The organism is Shewanella sp. 4_MG-2023, assembly GCF_030548015.1.
Lineage (GTDB): Bacteria > Pseudomonadota > Gammaproteobacteria > Enterobacterales > Shewanellaceae > Shewanella.
Genome location: NZ_JAUORL010000016.1, coordinates 61,697 through 82,328, shown reverse-complemented (window position 1 = coordinate 82,328; position 20,632 = coordinate 61,697). Strand labels below are relative to the sequence as shown.

Below are 20,632 nucleotides of genomic sequence, written 5' to 3'. Positions count from 1 at the left end.
GGTAAAAAAAATGCTGCCTGTCACCAAGGACAAAGCAGCATTTCAAGTCAGACTTCTTGTTAATTAATCACTAAAAACCAAGGAATTAGATAAAATCCCAATAGTTATTTATTCATTAAATTAACAGCTAAACATTAGAAGCTGTATTTATAACCAAGCTCGATAGCGTTATCACGCTTACCGTACCAATCGTAACCACTGTTTTCTACCATATGGCTGTCTTTAAGCATCTCAGTTTTCAGCTTAAATTTACCGTATACTGTGTGCTTTTTCGCATGTGGGAAACGGTAGTTCGCGGTAAACTCGTGCTCAAATAAACTGCGATCACCATTACTGTATACATGCTGCTCTACACCACTGTCGTTCTTGTATGATGAGATTTTGCTATAGTGGATCAAGTTATAAACAAAGCGGAAGTTATCCCAACGGTACGTCAGCCACATGTCGTAACGCATTTCTTTGTTTTTGTCATCGCGGTAGTAGCTATCGGCCGGATCATCTTTTAGTGAGATACGGTCAAGGTGCTGACTATAACGTGCACGCACTTTTACCTGCCAATCGCTATTAATTTTATAACCATAGTAACCACCAAATCGGATACTGTTGGCAGTTTCTTTGGTTTGATAATCTAATACTGGGCCCGCCTGGTGCTCGTTATTATCGCCCCAACGCGTTTGATAATCTGTTTTGAATGTCAACTCGTACTGCTCAGGGGCAAAACCCACTTCTTTTTCAGACTTGCTGCGATCATATTGCCACGCTTGTTCAACACCAAACTTAAAGCCGTTGCGCATACGATGGCCAAACTCGACTTTAGGGCGGTCGGTACGACCATCAAGCAGTTTATGTTCCCATTTAATGGCAATGGTACTTTTACCAGGGCGTAGATTATCATCATCTTCTGCTGCAGCGTTAAAGCTTAAGGCACCTAAAACAGCAATTGCTAAATACTTTTTCATTCTGATATTCCTAATTATTTTTTTAATCAAATCCAGTTAATAACGCGAGCTTATTCAGCTGACTCTGGGCCAACCTCTGCTTCAGTAAGGATCACTAAGCCTGTTGCGCCTTTACCAGCAACATTACCTTCTGGAGTTGCAAGGAATAATTTTGAATCTTCAGCAGATTCTGTTAATTCAGCAGTGCCATTACCTAAGTTTTCACGCTCTCCTGTCACTTCTTCGTAGTTATCATTGCTTGATAACGTGGTTACCGCAAACATGTTGCCAGACCAAGTAGAACCTTCACCAAGTAAGCAGTCATCACGTACACCCTTGTCACTAGAATCAACACCGTCAACACCGTTTGCCACTAGGTTGTCGGTAAGATTAACCACTGAGTCATCGGTACATGCACCAGATTTACCAATGATGAAACCTTGTTTGGCACTCACAATCGTGTTGTTAGCAACTGTTGATGGGGCTTTGAGCGTTACGCCAGCATCGATTTCTTCATCTAGTACTGAAATAGCGCCCACTTCATTACCGGTTTTAGAACGGCTATTGTTGTAGACATAGTTATTAGTCACTGTGTGGCCTTTAGAGATAATACGAATACCCGCTTCGTACTTACCATCATCTTCACCTGAGCCATCGTTGATCATAATATTGCTAGCTACAGTGTTGTTTTCACCACCTTCTAATGACACAAAGCCATTGCTGCTAATAAAAGTGTTATTTTCAATAGTGTTACTACTTAAACGCACATAGATCATCCGGCGTGATGCATTTACGTCAGTAAATAGATTGTCGCTGATGAGTGTATTGGTCACATAGTCTGTTTTAGATGAGCTTGAAGTGCCTAAACGAATCGCAAACACGTCATTGGTGCCGCTAAAAGGGTTATCAAGGGCTAAGTTGCTGAAATGGTTGTGACTAATAACCACATCTTTATGTGATGAACTCGTACCTTGAACAGTAATGAAAGAGCCTTCTTCTGTCGGTTTGTTAGTAAAGGCGTTATAGATGATTTGAGTGCCTTCACCGCGCACCATAATCCAATCTAATGGATCATCCTGGCCATTTGATGCAAGGTTTTCACCATCAATGGTCAGTTGTGATAACACCACGCCAGCAGGCTTACTCTCAACGGTTTCATAAGCCTCACCCATTGATGATGAAGTACCTACGTTGATTAGGGTGGTGGTTGAACTGTCTTTACAGATTGGAGTAACGTCTTTAAAAGTAATGTTACGTAACTGAATGTTATCAGCAGAGATAACCACACAACCTTCGCCACCTATAATTTGTGCCGCCGCGCCATATTCAGAGCCTTCTAGGCCATCATAAGTCGGTTCACCACCTAATAATACTAATGGGGTTTCACTGTCTAAGACTAAATTGCTTAAACCGCTAAAGCTGGCAGTATTATCTAATAAGATAACGATTTGACCATCTTCATTAACGTCAGTCGCGCCGTCAATAGCCGCTTTAAGAGTGCTCAAATCAGCATCACTAAATACCAAATCAGGGACTAAATCCCCTACCGGTTCAATTGGGTCGGTTGGATCTGTTGGATCAGTAGGGTCTGTTGGATCTTCAGTTATCGGCTTATCATAAAAATCACAGGCAGATAGCGTTGTTACAGCGAAAACAGCACTAATAAATAACGATAATTTATTAAGTTTCATACAACTTCCTTTTTTCTAAGTTTATTATTTTAATCGAATTCTTTTTTGCATTACTTTTGGATTGTGTAACTGGCACCAACATCTGCCATGGTCAGTACTTTTAAGCCCTTCGCGCCCACATCTAAATCTGCCGCTTCAAGCAAACCATTCGGTGCAACAATAAGCTTTGGCTCAGCAGTGCTAATACCTTCTGCTGGTAAATCTACCGCTTGGATAGGACCAAAATAGACTTCGTTGTTATAGGTAGGGTTAACCAGCTTAGCTACTTCATCATTACCTTTTAGGGCTAAAGACTTTTTCACTGCGGCGTAAGATAAGTTGTTATTAAAGGTCATATCGACACCAGCAAATACCGTCGATACTTTTTGATTGTCATAGAGGCTTACGCGGTGTTTTTTGTCTGAATATAAGACGTTTTGACGCGAGTTAATCACAGTGTTGTTTTCGATTAACACCTTGTTTGGCGTCGCTTGTTTGTTTAAGCCTTTACCTTTGACGTCTTGGCTTAATCGCTCACCTTGTTGCACATCGGTAATGCCGGTATTAATGGCGATGCCACCACGGACATTGCCGGTACCCATGACTCGCTCAATGTAGTTGTTACGAATAATATGGCCTTCGTCATATAAGCGAATACCACCTGAGTAACGTTTGCCATTACCAAGGATGACATTGTCTTCAACCACATTATTGATACCGTGACGCAATGACACCATTGAAGCGCTGTTAATAATGGTGTTACCACGTAGCACGTTGCCAGCTGACTTAAATGACACTAACTCTGTTTCACCATCACACTCGTAAAATAGGTTACCTTCAATGGTGGTTTTTGATGGATAGATTGAGCTTTTTGAATCGCCGACACGAATGGCTTCCCAGCTATTTGAGTTGTAACGGATCGCATCGCTAATATCGAACTCTTCATACTGGTTATGCTTTTGGTCATAAAACAAATTACCTTTAATGACATGGTTATCTGCAGTTTCGTCACCTTTAGCTTTCTGAATACCTATCAAGGTGCCGCGTTTATGCTTACCTTCGAAGGTGTTGTTCAATAATTGATTGTTTTTGCCGTAAAGCGATAACCATAAATACTTTGGATATTCATCACGCTTAGAATCTGGCTGATAAGCGTATTTATCATTGAAGAAGTAAAACATCGAGTTTTGTAGAGTGTTGTTATTACCGCGGAAAGTGATGCCGCCCATACGCTCAGCAGGGCCACCTTCGGTAAAGACCACACCATCGAGGGTAATATTGTTACCCACAAGGTTTAGCTGCACTAAGCCGGTAAACCAAGTTTGCCCTGGTACTTTTGCTTTAATAACAACGTTACTCGCGGTGATATCGAGACGACCTAAATCAGCATATTTGCCCGGTTCAAGAATTAACTCTTCCCCATCAGCAAGTGAAGCCAGCTTGCTTTTTAACGCTGCGCTATCAATGGCCTTGATTGAGCCTGAAGTAATCACTGCTTTTTCGTGAGCAACAATATTGTCTATTGCGACCTTATTAGTCTGTGTACCCTCATCAACTTTTGAATAGTTTTCGGTGGCACATCCGCCCAGTAAACTTAACGTAACTAAACCTGCAATTAAGCTAATCTTCATTAAACCGTCCCCTTATTTGTATTATGTTATTGTTTTATTTTTGTCGTATCATATCTGTGATATTGCGCAAACTTTTTTAAACTTTTTTATTATCAAAAGTGCAACAATCAAAATTAAACAATATAAACCATAAAAAACAGCAACTTAAAAAACTTGACCATTTAAGTCAAAAAACGTTAATCTTGTTTTTTGACGCGGGTCACATTTATGGTTCGGATAATAGCAATCAAAAAGCACTGGATCTATTGTATTATTTATTAATTAGAGGGGATTTGGATAAAAAATGACTAAAAAGACATCAGTGCCGCTTTTAACCAGTGTTATTTTTATGCTAATTGCTTGCGGAGGTGGCAGTTCAGAAACGGTTCCGCCTGAAGAAACGGTTCCGCCTGAAGAAACGGTTCCGCCCGAAGAAACGGTTCCGCCCGAAGAAACGGTTCCGCCCGAAGAATGTGAAAGTTGCAGCTGGAACATAGATCAATGGAAACTCACCCTACCTGTGAGTAAAGATGATTACTACGGCACGGGTGGCGACTCTGCCGCAGAGCTAATTCCAGCTGATTGTAGCGGTAAAACTCGACTATCAAACGACACCAACGAACCCTACTTCTGGGTTGATGACAGTGATGAGCGCATGTATTTTCAGGTCAACTTAGGTGATAGTGGCGCGACTACCATCAATTCATCTTATGTACGTTCAGAATTAAGAGAGCTATATCACTATCAAACCCAAGACCCTTGCAGTAGCAGCAATCAAAACTGGGCTATAAATCAACAACATCAACTATCAAGCAGCCTGCGCATAGAGCAATACCCACAGATAAATGGCCAAGATCCTAAAGTGATTGTCGGCCAAATCCACGCTTATCAAATAAAACAAGCACTGGTTAAACTGCAATGGGATGGACCAAACAAACCAATCCGCGCCATTTTGAACGATAGCTTTGCCCCTAATAACGACAGCTGTGATAGCTGCCAGTCGTTCAGTGTTGAACTAGGCACAGTGGATGCCGGTACTCAGTGGCACTATGACATTGTGGCCAACCAGCAAGGATTAACAATCACCACTGAGATCAATAATACCACCACAGCAAGAACCCTAGCTTGGGGCGAGCCTGTACTGGCAAAAGACGGTAAGTATTACAGCTTAACAGAAGCTTGGTTAGAGGAGACTTACTACTTCAAAGCTGGAATTTATCCGCAAATCCAACCTGACGAAGACTACCAAAATCAGATTTTTGAAGTGTCATTTGACAAGATCACAATCCAGCACCAGTAGTGTTAAACGTAAATGGCAGCCGTAATATAAGGCTGCCATTAACTTATAAGCGTTAATTCCATTCAGCCCAAACGCCGCATTAATGTATGACAAATTTACAATAAGGGTTAGCAGCACTATTTACTATAAACCTTATATAAGCAGTGGCTGACGCCATATAAGATTACACTCAAACCATTAATTAAAAACCAAATAAACCTAAGCTAGTAGCAAATGGCGCAATAGTTTGCCATTAACACAATACAATAAGATCTGGATCACAGCATCGAAACCGCTAGACAACTACCCTATTTGTATTATTTAATCTTTATAACAAATTCTATGAAGGATGATATTGTGACCCAAATGACCCTACGCCCAATTGCACTACTTATAAGTGCATTAGCACTCAGTCACCAAGTACAAGCCGCCGATTTTGTGTTCTTAAATGAAGATGTTTTGCAGCAAAATCGCACCATCCTTCAAAGCAAAGATGCTAGCGCCTCAATGAAGCAAGCTTATGAACGCTTGCTTGAAGAGGCCGACATCGCCATGAAACAAGCGCCTTTTAGTGTGGCTGAAAAAGGCATGACTCCACCAAGTGGCGACAAACATGATTACATGAGTATCAGCCCTTATTGGTGGCCAGATGAAACCAAAGCTGATGGTTTGCCGTGGATCCGCCACGATGGCAAAACCAACCCAGCCTCAAAAACCACAGAAACTGACTCTAGACGCATTGGTAACTTTACCCGCTCAACCCGCGCGGTCGCCTTAGCGTATTACTTTAGCCAAGATGAAGCCTATGCCAAAAAAGGCATCGAATTTGTGCGTACATGGTTCTTGAATGAAGCCACTAAAATGAACCCTAACGTCAACTACGGTCAAGGGGTTCCCGGCAGAGCAGAAGGACGTCGAGGCGGTATTATTGATACCCGCACCCTTGCCGACAGAATGCTAGATGCCATTGCTATTTTGTCGCAATCAAAGCATTGGACTGAACAAGATGAGCAGCAAATTAAGCAGTGGTACAGCGAGTACTTAGATTGGCTAATTGTTGATGATCTGTCTGGCGGCCCTAAAGGTGAGGCGGCAGCGGCTAATAACCATGGCACTTGGTATGACTTCCAAGTGGCCAGCATCGCTTACTTTATTGGTAATGATCACCTGACTAAACAGATGGTGCAAAAAGGAAAAATGCGGGTTGATACCCAGTTTGAAGCTGACGGCTCACAACCCCATGAGATTGAGCGTACTCGTGCCTACCATTATCACTATTTCAGTATTGTGCCATTAGTGGGCATTGCTGAACTCGGTGAAAAAGTCGGGGTTGATTTGTGGAACTATGAAAACGACAAAGGCGGCTCGATGGCTCAAGGTATCCAGTTAATGGCCAACTACCATGATCCCGCAGTGAAATGGCCTTACTCACAAAAAGATGACCGTCGCCGCGTTGAGCGCATGACTAGCATCTACTTAAAAGCCGGTGAGTCACTGAATAAACCTGAGTGGATAAAGCTTGCCAAAGACACCGACTTTAGCCAGTTCAGCGTTAAAAAGAACTTAGCCGAAGTGTGGGAGCAGCGTGACATTGAGCTGCTTTATCACAAGCAATAATCATTAATAAAATCCTAACACCCAGTCGCAAACGCTACTGGGTGTGTTATTTATAGTGTCAAACAGGAGGCAAGATGCCACACCGTTTAATAAAAACTACCATTGCTACAGCGATGACAATAGGGCTTTGTTCAAGCGCCTATGCCGCCACAGACTTAGCCACTCAGCAGCAAGCCTACAAAGCCAAACTCAGCCGAGCATTAAGCCCGACGCTGGCACCTGCGCAAAATTTTGATTTATCGCAAATGAAAATCAATCTGCCTATTCCTGATCATCGCCCTGCGCGCCAAGGTCAAGTAATGGAAATTGAAGTGGATGAACTTAACGATAGCGTGCGCCCGTACACTAACCACTTTTGGTTTTACAGCCACCCTGAAACTGGCGCCATGGTAATGGCATCACCTAACACAGCACCCACTACTAAAAACAGCGCCAATGCCCGCTCTGAACTGCGGATCATGCTCAATGGTGAAGGGACCAAGGTCAACCCCAAGCACCCAAGCAATAACTTTGTCATTGATACTCACCCTAACAAGCAAGCTTATGGCGCTATCGGCGGCCAGTTAAGTGCCACCGTTGCGGTTGATTGGGTTAGTGTTAGTGGCGATGACAGTAAATTCCCATCCCACTCGGTGGTGGTTGGCCAAATTCATGGATCAAGTAAAGTTGAACCACTTAAAATTTACTACCGCAAAATGCCAAACCATGAATATGGTTCACTGTTTTGGAACTATGAAGTTTACCCAGCAGATATAGACCAACGCTACGATATCCCTATTCCAATTTGGGGCAGCGATACGTTAACCAAGCAAAGTGACGACCCTGTTGATGGCATCAAGCTAGGGGAGCTATTTAGCTATGACGTCAATGTTGTCGGCAGCTTGATGACGCTAACCTTTGTCAAAAATCCTGGTACCGATGCCGCCCAAACCAAGGTATTTAAAACCGATTTAAGTCAGCCTTACCCAGGTCACCCCATTGACCAAGGTTATGGCAGCGACAACATGTACTTTAAAGCCGGTGCTTATAACCAATGTAATCAAGGTACTGCGCACCCAGTTTGGGGCACGGGATGCACTAACAACGGCGTCGCCGCAGGAGATTACACCCAAGTGAGTTTTTATAAGCTGAACTTGAAACAGTAGTGTTGTGGGTCATTTAAGTCAGTAACTAAGCCAGCTACAAGCCAAAAAAAGCCAGCGACAAGCTGGCTTTTTTTGGCTAAAAATAACACTCATTAGCTAGCATTTATCGTTAATTTCGAGCTTGAGATCTTGATTTTTTAAACTGCAAACGAAGTTTGATAACTAAAAACCTATCGCCATAACCTTATTGTGCCCAGCAGGTAATAAGCACCGAAAATACAACAAATGACAGAACTGACAACCCAAAATGTTAGCGAGTTTTGGTGCACCAGGGGATCGGATGTGAAAAACGGTACAATTAACCCTGCAATACCGCGCACTAAATACACTGCGGAGATTAAGACTAAGCAGGTTTTTAATAGAGGAAGCTTGAAGATAACCCCTGCGCCAGATAGGGCGTAAAAGCCCCAGCCCGCTAGAATAGCAGCGATGATAAGCGTGACTATCGTTGGGTATGAGTCACCAGCTGCAGCCATCTGCGCCATCCCCTCTCCAGCACCGAAAAAACGGTACCAATCCGGCCCGCCGAAAATACAGCCGATGTGTAATAACGCAGCGAAAAAGCTTAAGTACGCAGCAACAATAAGTAAATTATTTCTTTGCATCTAAATCCCTTTAGAACATAACGTTTATAGCCAGCCAATGACTGTACATTCAGCAAAGCTATTGATTAATAAGTACTCTAGCAAATCAAAATCGAAATCGAAATAACGAGTAGGCTTAATGGCCAACACTCACTTCTAATTACAACGTTAATCTTTTTAAATCAGCAAACCAAGTTTGAAAAACTCAATTTCCCATTGGCAAATAGCCAAAAAAAAACCACCTAGATAACTAGGTGGTTTTCATGGTCAACATTTTGTAGGGAACTGAGTTAACGGTTCAATCTAACCATATTTAAAGCTTAGCTATTGCTTGCTTCTGCCTCAAGGGCTGCATCTTCAATCTTGTCGTCTACCGCTTTAATCAACACTAGACCCACGGTAAGTACAATGCCGCCACACAAGATAAAGATAAAGCGTCCGGTCATTTCGTTAGGAATGAAGAACATCGACATGATCCCAATACCTGCCACCGAAATCAGTGAACCGAGCATTTTACGTTGCTTGTTATCTAATTTCTGCTGCTCTTCACCTTCTGAAATCAACGGTGTATCAAGGTTCTCGAAGAATTTATCTACATCTTTTTGACGCTCTGCAGTTAATGGCTTGTAGAACAATGTTGATGCCACGAAGAAGCCAGCAGTAAACACTAAGTGACCCACTAAACCAATGGCAACCACAAGCTCTGACCACTCACGAGAGGTTAACTGATTGTCTAAGTTAAACGCAGTTTCTATCATTTCTGGGGTAATAATAAAGCCCACAAAGAATGAAACAAAACCACCGACAACTAAGGTACCCCAACCAGCCCAGTCCGGCGTTTTCTTAATAAAGAAGCCACAGAAAGCAGGGATAGTCATCGGGAAACCAATCAAGGCGCCCACGTACATCATGGTATCGAATAAGCTTAACCCTTTGAGCGAGTTGATAAACAATGCCACCAAGATAATCGCAACACCAAAGAAAGTAGAGGTTAGCTTAGAAACCACCACTAGCTCTTTCTCGTTCGCTGTTGGGCGAACAATCGGCTCATAGAAGTTTTTAACAAAAATACCTGAGTTCTTATTCAGACCAGAATCCATAGAAGACATGGTTGCTGCAAACATGGCCGCAATCAATAACCCAACCATACCTGCAGGCATGTAAGTTTCTACAAAGTAAAGGTAAGCAAAATCAGAGGCTTTGCCAGCTGCATCTGGGTAAGCCAGTGCCAAGTTAACCCCTTCACCAGCTATAAACCAGCTTGGCATGAACCAAATTAATGGGCCCATGGTCATTAAAATACACGCTAACAATGCTGCTTTACGGGCATTTTTAGAGTCTTTTGCAGCAAGGTAACGGTATGAGTTCAGCATGTTATTGGTAATACTGAACTGCTTTAAGAAGATAAACACACCCCACATAGCAAAGATGCTCAAGTAGTTCATGTCGTTACCAACAATGAATGACTCAGTTGGGAAGTTTTCAATGATGTTATTTACGCCACCACCTTGAATAATTGCCACTACCGCACAAGTAACGGTTACGGCCATAATCACCAGCATTTGCAAGAAGTCTGAGGCGATAACCGCCCAAGAACCACCAGTCACTGACATCACTAATACCACAAGACCCGTTAGGATAATGGTGGTGGTCATGTCAAAGCCAAAGATGCCAGAGGCAATAATAGCCAAACCATTTAACCAAATACCCGCGGTAATAACGCTGTTTGGCATGCCAGTCCAAGTAAACACTTGCTCGTTAACTTTACCGAAGCGCATTCTAATGGCTTCAATTACGGTAACAACGCGAAGTTGGCGGAATTTAGGAGCGAAGTAGAGGTAGTTCATCAGGTAGCCAAAGGCATTGGCTAAGAACAATATTGCGACGGCAAAACCGTCGGTGTACGCTTTACCTGCAGCACCGGTAAAGGTCCAAGCACTAAACTGCGTCATAAACGCCGATGCACCAACCATCCACCACAGCATGTTTCCGCCGCCACGGAAGTAATCACTTGTATTGTTAGTGAACGTTCTAAACATCCAACCAATACCAATCAGGAATAAGAAATATATTCCGACAACAATCGTGTTAAGTTCCATTGTTCAACCTTAATCTAATACGCTTGAGTTGACTATAATCTAAAAGCCCCATTTAATTGTACTACAATATAGCAAATGTGTGATCAAACACATAATAGTTATTCGGCTATTTTATTTGCAGTCGCATTTTATGATTTAGATTCATTTTCAACAAAAACCAAAAAGAAAATAAAACGATAAAAAACAGGAGTATATCAAGTTTAAGTGAGTGAGTTCACACATTTTATCTTAAAGAAAAAACACAAATAATTATTACATTATGACAGTTAAGAGTAGTTACTCTTTCACCACAACCGCCCAATTGTAGTATTTATTAACTATTTAGAGAGAGATTTCACTCACGAAGATTAAACAAAGTCACTTTCAAACCACCTCAAAAAGCTATTATGTGTGTAAAATACACTTAATTAATATTCAAAAAGTTTGACAGCACTGCACTCATAATAAGTGACAGCAACAAGCATTAAAATAGCACCTAAGTGCGTTGCACACTTTCTCAATTAGCAGCTTAAAAGATGTCGCTAACCTTACTGAATGAGACTTTAATGGCAAAACCCAACCCTAAAGGCCCTAGTCGCACTGTCGATATCTTCTGTGGCAAATGTAAAACCCAACTTTTTAAGTACCGCAAAGGGGGTAAAGGCGCATTAGTAAAATGCTTTAAAGAGCGCATTGTAAATGATTACACCACCAGCCCATGTATATGTCCGCAATGTGAAAGCACTTTTGCTAGAGACACCTTGGTTCGTGGTACCCCTGCCTTTAAGATGATTGGCGGCAAGGTAACCATGAAATAAAGTCTATTAAGTCGCTGCGTTATTCAAGTCATCGCTTAACAAGCTAATCGACCCGCTGCTGATAAAGCCCATAAAAAATGCCGCCCATTACCATAAGGTATTGGGTGGCATAACGGTTTCATACTAACAAGCAGTCTCACCTAGCGTTTACATCCAGGTAAGCACTTATCATCATTAGTCTAAATGGCTTACCGCTTCTAATGTCAGCTTGATCATGTCATTCAAGGTCTGTTGACGCTCTTCAGCGCTCAAGTGTAAACCTTGTCTTAAATGATCGGTCACTGTCATCATTGCTAATGCATTAGCGCCGTATTCCGCAGCGACGCCGTAAAGCCCAGCCGCTTCCATTTCAACGCCTAAGATGCCGTACTTTTCCATTAGGTCGTAACGTTCTTCATCTGCACTATAAAATAAGTCAGAAGAATATAGGTTACCGACATGGTAACTTGCACCTTGTTTATCAGCTGCATCAGCCGCTAAACGCAACATGTTAAAGTCAGCAATCATAGCAAAATCGGTATTAGCAAAGCGCGAACGGTTAACCGCTGAGTCTGTGCTTGCACCCATTGCCATAACCACATCCATCAATTTAATTTTATCGCTCACAGCGCCACAAGAACCGATACGGATAATGTTCTCAACGCCGTATTCGGTGATCAACTCTTTAGCATAGATAGAGATTGACGGAATGCCCATACCAGAACCCATCACTGAAATCGGCTTACCTTGAAACTCACCGGTATAACCCAGCATGTTACGAACATCAGTCACTAGCTTAGGGTTATCAAGGAAGTTTTCAGCAATATATTTAGCACGTAGAGGGTCGCCAGGCATTAAAACTGTCTTAGCAAAAGCACCTTCTGGGGCATTAATATGTGGGGTCATGTGTTACTCCAATAAAAAGCCTGCTACTGATAAGCAGGCGTAAAAAATTAAGGTTATTAGCCGGCTAAGCTAAATAATAAACCGGCAATAGTACCGCTCATTAAGTTTGCTAGTGCAGCGGCAATTAAGGCTTTCATGCCAATTTCACCTAGGTCATGACGACGCTCTGGGCACAATGCCGCTAAACCGCCAATCACCATGGCGAGTGAGCCAATGTTAGCGAAGCCACAAAGGGCAAAACTGATAATAATTTGGGTTTTTGGCGACAGCTCTGAAGCCACTTTTAAGAAGTCGAGATAGGCAACAAACTCATTAATCACCATTTTTTGGCCGATAAATGAAGCCGCTTGGGTCGCTTCAGACCAAGGCACACCCATTAACCATGCAAGTGGCGCTAATAAGTAACCTAAGATGGCTTGTAGCGTTAGATCTGCAATACCAAACCAACTACCTACGCCACCGATAAGACCGTTAACCATTGCAATCAATCCCACAAATGCAATCAGTAGCGCAGCAACCATCATCACCTGCTGTATGCCCATCGCTGCGCCATTGGCGGCAGCATCAAGTACATTGCTCGGTTTGTCTTCTTGCTCATCCATGACCTTACCAATGTCATTGCGAGGCGTTTCAGTTTCTGGCCACATAATTTTGGCAAACAACAGTCCTGCTGGTGCAGTCATAAAGGCAGCGGTCAGCACGTACTTAATATCAACACCCATTTGGATATAACCAATCATGGTGCCACCAGCAACAGAGGCTAAACCGCCAGTCATCACTGCAAATAGCTCTGAGCGGGTCATGTGTTTTACAAAAGGACGCACCATTGAAGGGGCTTCAATCGGTCCCACAAAAATATTGGCGGTTGCCGATAAGGACTCAGCGCGGCTAGTGCCAAGTATTTTTGATAATGCGCCGCCAATAATGCCAATAAACAGCTGCATGATGCCAAGGTAATACAGCACGGCGATGAGCGAGCTAATAAATACCACAATAAATAACACGTTAATTAAGAAGATGAATCCAACACTGAATTTGGCTAAGTCACCAAACACGAAGCTTAAGCCTTCATTGCCGTAGCTAATAACGTGCATCACGCCATTAGAAGCGCTATCCAATATGGTTTGACCCATTGGCACGTACATTACAAATGCACCAAAGGCGACTTGGAATGCTAACGCACCGATAACCGTTCTTAGGTTAATAGCCTTTCTTCGTTCTGACAGTAAAACAGCTAAACCAATCAAGGCACACATGCCTAGTAAACTGATGAAAACATCCATACATTTTTAACTCACTAAACTCTACGATACGAGCAGTTTAGCGAGCAATGGCACGGACTCAAGCAATAGATACCAGTCGGGATGATTATTTTTATTAGACGATTAAAAGCCTGATAACGCCTTATAAACAACAACACAAAGCCTAAATAGCGCTTTCATAAGGAGCAGACAGGCAGCAATCAAATTACAACTTAAAAACATCACCAACATCATCCTCACAAGGGTGACCAACTGAATCAGTAGCGGCGTGATTTCAAACAGAATAAAATGTCACTTTATCCGATCAAATTATTACAATTAAGTAATTTTACAACACTAAAAAACGTTAAAAATTAGCCCCAAAATGCTTCACTTTCGAAGTACTCAAACAAGAACAATGATTCAAATAAGATAGATGAAGATGAAAAAGCCCGTTAAACGGGCTTTTTATTTAGAATGACCATTAAATAGCACTGCGGTAACTGTAACGATAAATCAGTTCGTATTCAGTTTGGTCACAGGTAACTTGGTCGATAGCCCTGCTGCAATAGCAACAAAGGCCGCTGAGATCCACAAGCAGGCTTCTAGACCATAAAACTGAAACACTGCCCAGATAATACCGTACCGATTAATCGCCCCATGGCGTTAGCCATATAGTAAAAGCCCACATCAAGGGACACTTCATCACTGTCGGCAATAATTGTGACTATTAATTAGTGCGTAAATTAGTGCGTGCTCAGTTTGGTCACAGGTAACTTGGTCGATAGCCCTGCTGCAATAGCAACAAAAGCCGCCGAGATCCACAAGCAGGCTTCTAGACCATAAAACTGAAACACTAGCCCAGATAATACCGTACCGATTAATCGCCCCATGGCATTAGCCATATAGTAAAAGCCCACATCAAGGGACACTTCATCACTGTCGGCATAGCTCACGATTAAATAGCTATGCAATGATGAGTTCACCGCAAACACAGCGCCAAATATCAGTAAGCCAATGATAATGCTGCTTTGAACATAAAAATCCATCTGTAACGCCAGTGCGATAGCCGCAGGAATGACGCATAAATAGCTGGCCCACAATACCGCTGCACGGCCGCTAGGCACTTGGCCATGCTTTTTACCAGTAATGTAAGGTGCGAAGGATTGCACAATGCCGTAACCAATAACCCAACTTGCCATAAAGCCGCCCACCCACCAGTGATCCCAATTAAAGGTCACCGCCAAAAACACTGGCAAGGCCACCACAAACCACACATCACGAGCGCCGAATAAAAACATTCGCGCTGCAGACAATATGTTGATTGAACGACTTTTTGAAAACACCTCTTTAAACTTAGGCTTACTCTTGGCTTTACCTAGATCCTGCTTAAGCGTAACTAAGCTAAATAGCCATACCAGCGCCAACAGTGACGCCATTAAGATAATCGCCCCTCTGAACTCAAGTAATGTCAGTAATAAGCCGCCTAAGAAGAAACCCACCCCTTTTAAGGCATTTTTAGAACCGGTAAGAATAGCGACCCACTGATATAACTTGCCCTCAGCCCCTGCTGGCACCAAGAGTTTAATGGCGCTTTTAGCACTCATTTTATTTAAATCTTTAGCAATACCTGACAGTGCCTGCGCCAACATAACATAGCCAATACTAAGCATGTCAGCCGGCACCGCTAACATGGCTAAGGCGATAATTTGCAGCCCCAAACCAATATTCATGGTTTTATTCAGCCCCAAACGCGCCCCAAGCCAACCGCCCACTAAGTTAGTGACCACCCCAAAGATTTCATAAAACAAAAACAGCATGGCAATATTGAGCGGGCTATAACCTAAGTGGTGAAAATACAGCACCACCAGCATCCGCAGTGCACCATCGGTTAAGGTAAACGCCCAATAATTACCGGTTATCACCAAGTACTGCTTAATCTGTGGTGATAAATTGCTTAATGATAAAAGCCCCATTAACTCATAACCTATATCTAGTTTTTGTCAGCCAAACCAACCATTCGTACCAATTCCGCAGTGCGATTTGCATAGCCCCACTCATTGTCATACCACACATACAGTTTTACTTGAGTGTCATTGACCACCATAGTGGATAAGGCATCAATAATGCTTGAGCGCGGGTCGGTTTTATAATCGATTGAAACCAGCGGACGCTCCTCATAACCTAAAATATCTTTAAGCTCGTTTTCTGCAGCCTGTTTTAGTACTTGGTTAATCTCAGCAATATCGGTTTTACGCTCAACTTCAAATACGCAATCGGTTAAAGAGGCATTGGTTAATGGCACTCGAATCGCGTGACCATTAAGCTTGCCTTTTAGCTCAGGGAAAATATGGGTAATTGCCGTTGCTGAACCTGTGGTGGTAGGAATTAAGCTAGTGCCACACGCACGGGCGCGACGTAAATCTTGATGCGGTGCATCAATAATGGTTTGGGTGTTAGTAATGTCATGAATAGTGGTCATCGAGCCATGCTTAATACCAATTTTTTCATGAATAACTTTTACCACAGGGGCTAAACAGTTAGTGGTACAAGAGGCTGCGGTCACAATAGGGTGAAGCGCTTTATCATATAAGCCTTCGTTAACACCCATCACGATATTCAGCACGCCATCTTCTTTAACCGGCGCAGTAACAACGACACGTTTTACGCCTTGATCTAAATAAGCTTGCAGCAATGCTTTGGTTTTAATTTTACCCGACGCCTCAACCACTACATCACACTGTGACCAGTCAGTATCTTGGGTGGCGATATTTTGCGTACAAGGAATAGCTTTGCCATTAACCATCATAGACTCAACGCCATTTTCAGAAGTGTGTGTCGCTTCATGATGCCAACGGCCATGAACTGAATCAAAGGTCATCAGGTGCGCTAGTGTTGCGGCATCGCCCGCGGGATCATTGATATGCACAATTTCAATGTCATCCCAATCAAATGCGGCGCGCATTGTTAAACGTCCCATACGGCCAAAGCCGTTAATTCCGATTTTAATCGTCATGTGAAAATCCTCTGCTATTACTAATCAATTACTTTTAAGGTTATTTTGAAATAGGTGAACATTACTTACAAAAACTGGCCTTATTCGGACGACATTGCATCAATGCCAATCTTTGTAAGTCTTCTGAAATCAATGGAATATTATTTTCAGTAGTTTGGGCAATAACACACTTAGCCCACATGGGTAAGTCTGGATTAATGCGGTAGAACACCCACTGGCCGTGTTTCCTATCGCTGATAATGTTGGCTTTTTTAAGCACCGCCAGATTACGCGACACCTTAGGCTGGCTATCTTCTGCCAGCGCTTGCATTAACTCGCAAACACACAGCTCGCCGTGGTAATGGGTCAGCATTAGGGTTTTTAAGCGAATATCATCTGTCAGGCATTTATAAAAAACGCTGGGTTCAAGGCTAGTTATGCCCTCATTGCTGGTGGCTGATTCTGAGGTAATCGTTTCTGGGGTAATAGCTTCTGGGGTAATAGCTTCGACCAAAAGAAACATCGACAAGCGATTATTGAGTTCATTTAAGGTGGTTAAAAATGGATGATAACCTTGACGCGATTTTGGATCGGGAAAATCCCATGCCAGTTGTTTACCCGCACCTTCATAACTGCGGCACTCATCAGTGGCACGATCACAAAGGGTGATGACATAATCAAACTGCTGCGCTTTAAAGTCGCTAATAGGATTTGAAACAAGCTGAGTCATATTAGCCGTATCAATACCAAAACGGTGCAAGGCATCAATAGCACGAGGATCCACCGCTTCAGGCTGAGTACCCGCACTATAAACCTCAAAGCGATCCCCCGCCCGATGCTTTAACAACACTTCAGCCATTTGCGAACGAGCTGAATTTCCCGTACACAGAAATAACACTCGTTGTTTGTTAATACTCATATTTATACCCATTCAAAACTTATATAAAAGATTGTATATACGAAATACCATATATTCTAGTTTTATTTTGAGCTTAGAATGATAAGTTTCAGCTAATATTCAAACTCCCATAAACAAAAAAGCCCCAACATCTGCATGTTGAGGCTTTTAAAATGCTAGTAATTAACTCTCGATTTATTCAACCGTTACCGATTTGGCGAGGTTACGTGGTTGGTCAACATCAGTACCTTTAATCAAGGCTACGTGATAAGACAATAACTGCAATGGAATGGTATAGATAAGCGGTGCCATAAACTCATCACAATGTGGTACTGGGATAACCTTCATGGTGTCATCAGACTCAAACTCGGCATCTTTATCGGCAAACACATACATTAAGCCACCACGAGCACGCACTTCCTCTACGTTTGATTTAAGCTTTTCAAGTAGCTCGTTGTTTGGTGCGACAACAATAACCGGCATGTCAGCATCAATAAGCGCTAATGGGCCGTGCTTTAGTTCACCAGAGGCATAGGCTTCTGCATGAATGTATGAAATTTCTTTCAGCTTTAGTGCGCCTTCCATTGCGATTGGGTATTGATCACCTCGGCCTAAAAATAGTGCATGGTGCTTGTCGGCAAAGTCTTCGGCTAGCTCAGCAATGGCATCATCTAAACCAAGGGCTTGCTCAACTTTCGCAGGCATAGATTGTAGGCTTTGGGTGATAGCGGCTTGCATTTCTTCACTCATGCCATTGTGACGACCAATTGCTGTGGTTAGCATTAATAAACCAGCCAATTGCACGGTAAAGGCTTTAGTTGAAGCCACACCAATTTCAACGCCGGCTTTCATCATGTAAGCCATATCAGATTCACGCACTAATGATGAACCAGGTGCATTACAGATGGTTAAGGTGGCTTTATAGCCCATTTCTTTTGCTAGACGCATTGCCGCTAAAGTATCAGCTGTTTCACCTGATTGTGAAATCGTCACCAACAAGCTGTTAGGGAATAAGTGCGATTTGCGATAACGGAACTCAGAGGCAATTTCAACATTACAGGATACGCCTGCCCAGTCTTCTAACCAGTAACGCGCCGCCATACCCGCATGGTAACTGGTACCACAGGCAATGATTTGTACGTGTTTGATGTCTTTTAAAAACTCGGCGGCGTTTTCACCAAAGGCAGTATCTAATACTTTACCACCAGCAATACGGCCTTCTAAAGTATGGGCGATGGCAGTTGGCTGCTCGTAGATTTCTTTAAGCATGTAGTGACGGTATTCACCTTTATCACCGGCATCGTGGGTGACTTCTGACTCTTTCACTTCACGCTCTACTGCATTGCCATCAACATCAAAAATATTCACTTCACGGCGAGTCACTTCGGCTACATCACCTTCTTCTAAAAAGGCAAATGAACGGGTAACAGGTAATAAAGCCAGCTGATCTGATGCGATAAAGTTTTCACCTAAACCGTAACCCACGACTAACGGGCTACCACTACGGGCAACAACCATGCGAGAGTTATCACGGCGATCGACAACTACAGTTCCGTAAGCACCTTCTAGTTGTTTAACAGCAGTTTGCACAGCGGCAACTAGGGTGTCATGTGTTTTCAACTCGTGATGAACAAGGTGACAAATCACTTCGGTATCAGTATCTGATGCAAAGCTGTAACCCAAACCTTTTAGCATTTCGCGCAGTTTATTATGGTTTTCAATAATACCGTTATGCACTACGGCAATATCGCCTTCAGACACATGTGGATGAGCATTACGCTCGCTTGGCTCACCGTGGGTTGCCCAACGGGTGTGCGCAATACCTGTGCCGCCAGCCAGTGGTGCTGCGGCTAACGCATCTGATAACTCTTGTACTTTACCGACGCGGCGAGTACGGCCAAGTTGATCATTATTGATGATGGCAACACCTGCAGAGTCATAACCACGGTATTCAAGGCGCTTAAGGCCTTCTACTAAAATTTCAGCCACATCTCTTTGCGCTACTGCGCCTACGATTCCACACATAATTTATGTCCAATTATTTAATTTAGTAAAAATGAAAAACTATTCTTTGTGAGGAGCCAAAATGACTCTCACACCATATTCTGTAATTGTGGCCACAGTCTCTGCAGGTAGCTTGTCATCAGTGACTAATACACTGATATTGCTCCAAGGTAATTCGAGGTTGGGGATCCTGCGGCCAAACTTGTCCGATTCAAGCATCACGATAACGTCTCTTGAGACCTCTGCCATCACTTTGCTTAAGCCAGTTAATTCGTTAAAGGTGGTGGTGCCACGGGCTAAATCAATGCCATCTGCGCCAATAAATAGCTGGTCAAAGTTATATGAGCGTAGTACTTGTTCCGCTATTTGACCTTGAAACGACTCTGAATGCGGATCCCAAGTGCCACCGGTCATCAATAATGTCGGCTCATTTTCTAACTCATGGATGGCGTTTGCCAGTTGCAATGAGTTCGTCATCACTAACAAACCGCGCTTATGATTGAGCTGTTGAATTAACCCTGAGGTGGTACTGCCGCTATCAATGATAATGCAGTTGTGATCGTTAATTAATTCAGCCGCAGCTTTGGCGATTGATAATTTATTAGGGGCTATTTTGCTGCTAAATGCCTGAGTGACTTCATCAGGTATAGCAACTGCGCCACCATAGCGGCGTAATAACAGTCCGGTTTTTTCTAAAGTGGCTAAGTCTTTACGAATGGTGACTTCAGAAGTTTCGAACCGTAAGGATAACTCATCAACACTGACTTCACCTTGGCTATTCAACAGGCTAATAATGCTATGGCGTCGCTGCTGTGTGTTTCTTTTATTCATGTTCAGTAGCTTAAGTTTCGATTCGAAAGACATATTATA

The 20,632-nt window shown here is 42.9% G+C and carries 16 protein-coding genes and 1 pseudogene; 4 read left to right on the top strand and 13 right to left on the bottom strand.

What is annotated here, in order from left to right; genetic code table 11:
• Positions 1–134: 134 nt before the first annotated feature.
• From Q4546_RS10870 to Q4546_RS10860, 3 genes are read right to left on the bottom strand one after another with little or no spacing between them, the layout of a single operon-like run.
• Positions 135–959, bottom strand: coding sequence for a hypothetical protein (locus Q4546_RS10870; RefSeq protein WP_102436346.1), 825 nt, complete (start codon positions 957–959; stop codon positions 135–137).
• Positions 960–1,009: 50 nt separating this feature from the next.
• Entirely contained in the window at positions 1,010–2,629 is a 1,620-nt protein-coding gene (locus Q4546_RS10865; RefSeq protein ID WP_303446264.1) for a chondroitinase-B domain-containing protein, read from the bottom strand.
• 50 nt (positions 2,630–2,679) lie between these two features.
• A complete protein-coding gene (locus tag Q4546_RS10860; protein ID WP_102475849.1) occupies positions 2,680–4,239 on the bottom strand; it encodes a polysaccharide lyase 6 family protein in 1,560 nt (519 codons plus the stop codon).
• Positions 4,240–4,522: 283 nt separating this feature from the next.
• Here Q4546_RS10860 and Q4546_RS10855 point away from each other — a divergent pair, with 283 nt between their 5' ends.
• From Q4546_RS10855 to Q4546_RS10845, 3 genes are all read left to right on the top strand, one after another.
• A complete protein-coding gene (locus Q4546_RS10855) occupies positions 4,523–5,518 on the top strand; it encodes a polysaccharide lyase family 7 protein (protein WP_303446263.1) in 996 nt (331 codons plus the stop codon).
• 345 nt (positions 5,519–5,863) lie between these two features.
• Entirely contained in the window at positions 5,864–7,114 is a 1,251-nt protein-coding gene (locus tag Q4546_RS10850; protein ID WP_102475882.1) for an alginate lyase family protein, read from the top strand.
• A 74-nt stretch (positions 7,115–7,188) separates the two neighbouring features.
• Complete coding sequence (locus tag Q4546_RS10845; RefSeq protein WP_303446262.1) at positions 7,189–8,259, top strand: polysaccharide lyase family 7 protein; 1,071 nt, start codon at positions 7,189–7,191, stop codon at positions 8,257–8,259.
• 170 nt (positions 8,260–8,429) lie between these two features.
• On the opposite strand, the gene Q4546_RS10840 is transcribed toward Q4546_RS10845, so the two are convergent.
• Positions 8,430–8,864 carry a hypothetical protein gene (locus tag Q4546_RS10840; RefSeq protein ID WP_102436356.1) on the bottom strand — a complete coding sequence of 145 codons (435 nt, stop codon included), beginning with the start codon at positions 8,862–8,864 and terminating at the stop codon, positions 8,430–8,432.
• 299 nt (positions 8,865–9,163) lie between these two features.
• On the bottom strand, positions 9,164–10,942 hold the full coding sequence (locus Q4546_RS10835; protein ID WP_102436358.1) for a transporter: 1,779 nt from the start codon (positions 10,940–10,942) through the stop codon (positions 9,164–9,166).
• A 545-nt stretch (positions 10,943–11,487) separates the two neighbouring features.
• On the opposite strand from Q4546_RS10835, the gene Q4546_RS10830 reads away from it, so the two are divergent.
• Positions 11,488–11,739, top strand: a complete 252-nt coding sequence (locus tag Q4546_RS10830) for a hypothetical protein (protein ID WP_102475883.1) — start codon at positions 11,488–11,490, stop codon at positions 11,737–11,739.
• Positions 11,740–11,913: 174 nt separating this feature from the next.
• On the opposite strand, the gene deoD is transcribed toward Q4546_RS10830, so the two are convergent.
• The 8 genes and pseudogenes from deoD to Q4546_RS10790 form a co-directional block, all read right to left on the bottom strand.
• Positions 11,914–12,624 carry a purine-nucleoside phosphorylase gene (gene deoD / locus Q4546_RS10825; RefSeq protein ID WP_102530671.1) on the bottom strand — a complete coding sequence of 237 codons (711 nt, stop codon included), beginning with the start codon at positions 12,622–12,624 and terminating at the stop codon, positions 11,914–11,916.
• 56 nt (positions 12,625–12,680) lie between these two features.
• Positions 12,681–13,907 carry a NupC/NupG family nucleoside CNT transporter gene (locus Q4546_RS10820; protein WP_102436362.1) on the bottom strand — a complete coding sequence of 409 codons (1,227 nt, stop codon included), beginning with the start codon at positions 13,905–13,907 and terminating at the stop codon, positions 12,681–12,683.
• 474 nt (positions 13,908–14,381) lie between these two features.
• A pseudogene (locus Q4546_RS10815) lies at positions 14,382–14,581 on the bottom strand (hypothetical protein); the annotation flags it as partial.
• 30 nt (positions 14,582–14,611) lie between these two features.
• Positions 14,612–15,841 carry an organoarsenical effux MFS transporter ArsJ gene (gene arsJ / locus Q4546_RS10810; protein ID WP_303413223.1) on the bottom strand — a complete coding sequence of 410 codons (1,230 nt, stop codon included), beginning with the start codon at positions 15,839–15,841 and terminating at the stop codon, positions 14,612–14,614.
• A 17-nt stretch (positions 15,842–15,858) separates the two neighbouring features.
• The gene (locus Q4546_RS10805) at positions 15,859–16,881 is read right to left on the bottom strand and encodes an ArsJ-associated glyceraldehyde-3-phosphate dehydrogenase (RefSeq protein ID WP_303446261.1); all 1,023 of its coding nucleotides are present in this window, start codon (positions 16,879–16,881) and stop codon (positions 15,859–15,861) included.
• 61 nt (positions 16,882–16,942) lie between these two features.
• A complete protein-coding gene (locus Q4546_RS10800) occupies positions 16,943–17,779 on the bottom strand; it encodes a metalloregulator ArsR/SmtB family transcription factor (RefSeq protein WP_303446260.1) in 837 nt (278 codons plus the stop codon).
• Between the two features lie 174 nt (positions 17,780–17,953).
• The gene (gene glmS / locus Q4546_RS10795; RefSeq protein ID WP_303446259.1) at positions 17,954–19,783 is read right to left on the bottom strand and encodes a glutamine--fructose-6-phosphate transaminase (isomerizing); all 1,830 of its coding nucleotides are present in this window, start codon (positions 19,781–19,783) and stop codon (positions 17,954–17,956) included.
• 39 nt (positions 19,784–19,822) lie between these two features.
• Positions 19,823–20,593: a DeoR/GlpR family DNA-binding transcription regulator gene (locus Q4546_RS10790; protein ID WP_303446258.1), complete on the bottom strand. Its 771-nt coding sequence runs from the start codon at positions 20,591–20,593 to the stop codon at positions 19,823–19,825.
• Positions 20,594–20,632 lie beyond the last annotated feature (39 nt).